This is a genomic window from Nocardiopsis baichengensis YIM 90130, from assembly GCF_000341205.1.
GTDB lineage: Bacteria > Actinomycetota > Actinomycetes > Streptosporangiales > Streptosporangiaceae > Nocardiopsis_A > Nocardiopsis_A halophila.
Map to the genome: position 1 here is coordinate 1 of NZ_ANAS01000026.1, position 4,807 is coordinate 4,807.

Annotated in this window: 4 protein-coding genes and 1 pseudogene; 1 reads left to right on the forward strand and 4 read right to left on the reverse strand. The window is 71.6% G+C overall.

Translation table 11 applies throughout. The features are described from left to right. The first annotated feature begins 534 nt into the window (after nucleotides 1–534). Nucleotides 535–1,419, forward strand: a complete 885-nt coding sequence (locus tag C892_RS0120760) for a DUF4253 domain-containing protein (protein WP_017558757.1) — start codon at nucleotides 535–537, stop codon at nucleotides 1,417–1,419. Nucleotides 1,420–1,470: 51 nt separating this feature from the next. Here the strand turns inward: C892_RS0120760 and C892_RS0120765 are convergent, their stop codons facing one another. The 4 genes and pseudogenes from C892_RS0120765 to C892_RS0120780 all read right to left on the reverse strand — a co-directional run. Continuing rightward, entirely contained in the window at nucleotides 1,471–1,953 is a 483-nt protein-coding gene (locus C892_RS0120765) for an SRPBCC family protein (protein ID WP_017558758.1), read from the reverse strand. A 76-nt stretch (nucleotides 1,954–2,029) separates the two neighbouring features. Next, the gene (locus tag C892_RS0120770; protein WP_017558759.1) at nucleotides 2,030–3,151 is read right to left on the reverse strand and encodes an MFS transporter; all 1,122 of its coding nucleotides are present in this window, start codon (nucleotides 3,149–3,151) and stop codon (nucleotides 2,030–2,032) included. Nucleotides 3,152–3,425: 274 nt separating this feature from the next. Continuing rightward, nucleotides 3,426–4,028, reverse strand: coding sequence for a TetR/AcrR family transcriptional regulator (locus C892_RS0120775; protein ID WP_017558760.1), 603 nt, complete (start codon nucleotides 4,026–4,028; stop codon nucleotides 3,426–3,428). A gap of 296 nt (nucleotides 4,029–4,324) precedes the next feature. Continuing rightward, a pseudogene (locus tag C892_RS0120780) lies at nucleotides 4,325–4,807 on the reverse strand (HNH endonuclease); the annotation flags it as partial.

A 4,807-nucleotide genomic window follows, 5' to 3' on the forward strand; every position in this document is an offset into this window, starting at 1 on the left:
CGGCGGGTTGTTCCGGTTTTCCCTGACTCACCCGTTCCGGAGGGTTTGCCCGGTTCCGAGAAAGGGCGCGCTTCAGGCACGTGATCTAGTATGCCATCGGTTCGCCGGTGCTCAGAACCACGTGTTCCGTGTCCGGAAGGATGCGGTCACGCCCACCGTCGTCCGGTGTTCGCTTCGACCGAGAGAAGACCGCCGCCCGAGTCCGGGGCTCTTGCCCCCGCTCCGAGCGACCTGGATGACTATAGCCGCTCGAATCCCCTACGCCAAACCGGATCCGGGGCCGGCGCCATGTGCTCTGCGCCTCCCTCCAGCCTGCCTCCCCCTCGCCCACCGCACGCCGCTCGCCCCGGCTCCGCACAGAGCCGCCGTCAAGGTCGCCGGCAGAGACGGCGAACGCCCCGACCTTCCTGCTCGTCCACCGACCCGCGCCCGGAGCACCACGGGCGTCGGCACCCCTTGGAGATGTCCACAGTTTCGGCGGATCCCGCCGTGCTTGTCCGCGCGCATCCTTAGGGTCGCGACATGCACCTTCCTATGCCGATCCCCGTTCTGCGCACCGCCTGCGCGCAGCGCGGCCGCTCGCTCCCGGAGATGGATCGGGTCGCGGTGGACATCGCTGGGTCCCCCGTATACGTCGCCGCCGTCCCCGAGGCCGACGTCGTCCCCCTCTGGTCCTCTCTGCGCGCACTCCACGAGTCCAGCGGGTGGTGGCCCGTCCTGAGCGGCGCACCGTCCCCCGCACTCCCGCCTTGGGAGATGCTCGACGGCGCGCTCGACACCTCGGCCCTCGGTCTGGGGGACAAACACGACCCGGTCTCCCTCCTCCAGGACCTCTATGCCCGCACCTTCCTCATAGAGGACACCGACGGCGCCGGCCGCCACGGCTCCCCTACGTCGAAGGCCGCTCGCTTCTCAGCGGCGGGAGAACTCGTCGAACTCTCCTCTCCGGACCCCGCCCCGAACCTCGTCCACGACGCGGCGGACCTCGCCCAGAACCTCATCGCCGAATCCCGGCTGGCCACACCCGAGCGCGGCTCCCGCTTCGCACCGGAGCCCTCCACCCCCTGGTCCGTCGCATCCCCCAGCACCCTGCTCATGCTGGTGCGGGCGTCCGCGGGACATGAGGTCCCCGCCCTCCTGCGCTGGGGCGGCGCGGGCAACCACGCTCTGGAGGGCGACCACCACATGGCGGTACTCCGGCACTTCCACGAGGAGTACGGGGCCGACCTGGTCGGTATGACGGGCGACGTGATCGAGCTGCTGGTCGACCGCGCACCGACGACGCCCGGCGGCGCCGCCCTCGCCGCGATGGAGATGTACGCCTACTGCCCGGACATCGTCGATCAGGGGATCGGGTCCGTCGCGGCGCTCGCGGAGAAGGTCGCCCCCACCAGCGGCTGGTTCCTCTGGTGGGACTGAGGGGCGGGCACCGAGCCGGGGCTTCCGAAGGGAGCGGCGCTCCCGGTGCGGTCACTCCGCCCCGTCGGCCTCCACGTAGGCGGCCAGGTTGGCGAGGCTGGAGGCCAGGCCGGCCTCGTGGTCGGTGCGCGAGATCCCCGGCGGCACGTTCTCCGCCCTGATGGTCACCCGGGTGCCGCCGTGTTCCGCGTCGAGCAGCCAGGACATCGTCATCCTCCCGGAGAAGGAGGGGTCGTCCGCCACGAACTCCACGCGCTGCACGACCCTCTCGCCGGGAACGAGGTCGGTGAACTCCGCCTCCACGATGTCGGAGCCCTCCGTCGCCTTGCCCTTTCCCCGCCCCCTATAGGTGAGGACCATCCGGTAGCCGCCCCCTGGCCGCGGGTCGAACCGCTCCATCCGCCCGACCATGTCCGACGGCGGCAGCCACCGTTCAAGGCCGTGCCGGTCCACCATCGCCTGGTAGACGCTCTCCTTGGACGCCTTGATCCATCGGTCACCCTGATCGGTGCGTCTCTCATTCGGCTCCATCATCGGAAGCTATACATGCTGATTCCGACGCACAACGGCTACACACGAGCCCGGAAGTCCCAGGGGGAGAGAGGGGGCGTCACTCTCGAAGCCGCCTTGCCGCGCTGGGGAGCAGGGTCGCCAGACCGACAAGGGCCAGGGCCGCCCCCGTCCACAACGGGGCCCGCAGACCGAATGCGTCGATCCCCAGGCCGCCGACCCACGAGCCGACCACGACGCCCATCGTGATGAAGGACGAATGCACGGTGTTGACCAGCGGACCGGCGTTCCCGATCCGCTGCACGCGGGTGATCATGGCCGGGTTCATGGTGACCCCCACGAGCCCGATCCCGGCCATGGCCACGACGGCGGGCGCCTTGTGGCCGGCGGCCAGCGCGAACGTCACCAGGAAGGCGGTGTTCAGGGCCAGCCCCGCGGCGATCACCGTCAGGGTCCTGGACACGGCGAAGCGCGCGACCACGGCGTTGCCCACCACCGTCGCGGCCCCGTAGGCGAGGAGCAGCAACGGGACCGTCCCGCTGGAGAAGCCCGTGACCTCGGTGAGGATCGGCGTGAAGTAGGAGAAGGCCGCGAAGGTCGCACCGATGATGAGGGTCGAGCAGAGCATCGCGCCGATGAGCCGCGAGTCCCGCAGCACCGCGGCCTCGCGGCCGAGTCCACCGACCGCCTCCGGGTGGTCCAGGCGCGGCAGGGCGGCGGCGCTCGCGCCCGCCGCGACCAGGGTGAGGACGCCGATCGCGACGAAGGCCGCCCGCCACCCCCACAGCTCACCGAGGAACGTCGCGAGCGGCAGCCCGAGCAGGGTGCCGACCATCAGCCCCTGCATCGCGACGCCGGTGGCGCGGCCGCGCAGCTCCGGCCGGGTGATGCGTGCCACCACGCTCAGCGCCACGCCGAAGAAGGCGCCCGAGGCGGCGCCGGTGACCACACGCGCCACGAACATGGCGGTGTAGCCGGGCGCGGCGGCCGCCAGTGCGTTCCCGGCGAGGAAGACGGCGTAGAGCACGAGCAGGGCGGTCGTCGGGCGCAGCCGGTGCAGGGCCGTGGCGGCGACCGGCCCGCCGACGGCCATGGCCAGGGCGAACGCGGTGATGAGGTAGCCGACCTGCGGGACGCCGGTGCCGAGCCCTTCGGCCATCCGCGGCATCAGGCCACCCACGGCGAACTCGCTGGTGACCATGGTGAAGATGCCCAGGGCCACGAGGCGGACGGCTGGTGGGACCCGGTCGCGGGGATGTCCGGGGCGCCCCTCCGACGCACCGGGCGTGCCCGGCGGGGGCGGCTCCGCGGTCGCCTCTGCCCTGTGGGTGTTCGTCATCCGGTCCCTTTCCAATATTGGACTGTGTAGACCAAAACTCTGGCAAGCCAGGCCGCGACTCGCCCCTGACAGGGCTCTCAATCACCGGCCGGCCGGGCAGGCGCAAGGGTGGGCCTTCCCGCGCTCCGGGCGGCTCCACCCCTCACTGGACGCGGCTTCAGCCGCTCAGCGCGTCCATTCCGGCCGCGGCGACCGCTTCGAGCGCGGCCGAGTCGGCACCGGCCTGCCCGGAGACGCGCATCCCCGAGATCACCGAATTGAGGTACCAGGCCAGCTCACCGGGCTCGCGGCCGGAGGTGATCGACCCGTCCAGCCGACCGTCCATCAGGGCCAGCCGCAGGGATGACAGGCGCCGGTGCAGGTCGGCCTCGACGAGCCGGGCCACTTCCGGGTCGAGGTGCGCCATCACGGTGATGGTGTTGACCGAGAAGCACCCGGGGCCGCCTTCGCCCTCACCGCCGCGGTTGGCCGCCTCGTCCTCCAGGACCAGGGCGAGCACCCGGCGGATCCGCTCGGCGCCGGGGACGCCGGGAGTGTCGAGCACCTCCGCCTGTCGGGCCGAACGGGAGGAGAGGTAGTGCGAGAGCGCCCGCTTGAACAGGTGCTCTTTGGAGATGAAGGCGTTGAACAGGCTGCTCCGGGTCAGGCCGGTCTCGGCGCACAGCTCATCGACGGACGCGGCCTCGTATCCCTTGCGCCAGAACACGCGGCAGGCCGCATCGACGACGCGCTCCTCGTCGAACTTCCGGGGTCGTCCCATGGCTGGGACGCTATCATCGTTTTGGATCATGCAGTACAAAATTCTTCGCACGATCCATTGCAGACCCACCGAGCAGGCCGTTCACGGGGAAGTGACTGACGTAGCGGGGGAGGGGGCACCCATCCGGGGCCCACGCCTCTCCTGTGAGCCCCTCGGTGGGGTCCTCCTGGAGAGGCCGCGGCGGCTACCCGCCGAGGCGGGAAGTTCCGTGATCCTCCGCTGGTGCACTATGTGCCGTACCCCCAGTGCTTCCCGATCCGGAGAAGCCCGTGAATCCTGGGCCAGAACCCGGTGGCCTATGCGGCCTCGGTTAGTGGCCCGTCATCGTCGTCCCCGCCGGGCCCTCGCTCCGGTCGGCGGGTGGTGTCCCGGTGTCCTCCGGCCCCGGAGGCCCGGGCCCGGTAGTGGGCCTGGAGGCGGCGCATGTGCTTCTCGCGGTTGTGCCGCCCGCACAGCAGCTGCGCATTGCCCAGGGCGGTGGCCCCGCCCTCCCACCACTCGGTGCGGTGGTCGCCCTGGCACCACCGCGCCGGAACGCTGCACCCCTCCTCCCACTGGCACGTGCCCGCCGTGGCCACCAGCGCCTCGCGGATGCGGGAGGGGAACGTCCTGCGGGCCCGGCCGATGTCGACCACGCCCTCGACGGGGTCGGTGACCAGCCGCCGCACGAGGGAGTCCGAAGCGAAGGCCCGCAGAGCCGAGGGCGGCAGCAGCCGCCCGCGGTCCGTGGTGGCCGGGGCCGCCCCCTCCGCGCCGAGGAGGGCCTCCAGCGGCACCAC

What these genes read in the sequence shown, in the direction of transcription:
- C892_RS0120765 (WP_017558758.1), bottom strand. Translation starts at nt 1,953, where the DNA reads ATGATGGAGCCGAATGAGAGACGCACCGATCAGGGTGACCGATGGATC.
- C892_RS0120760 (WP_017558757.1), top strand. Translation starts at nt 535, where the DNA reads ATGCCGATCCCCGTTCTGCGCACCGCCTGCGCGCAGCGCGGCCGCTCG.
- C892_RS0120775 (WP_017558760.1), bottom strand. Translation starts at nt 4,028, where the DNA reads ATGGGACGACCCCGGAAGTTCGACGAGGAGCGCGTCGTCGATGCGGCC.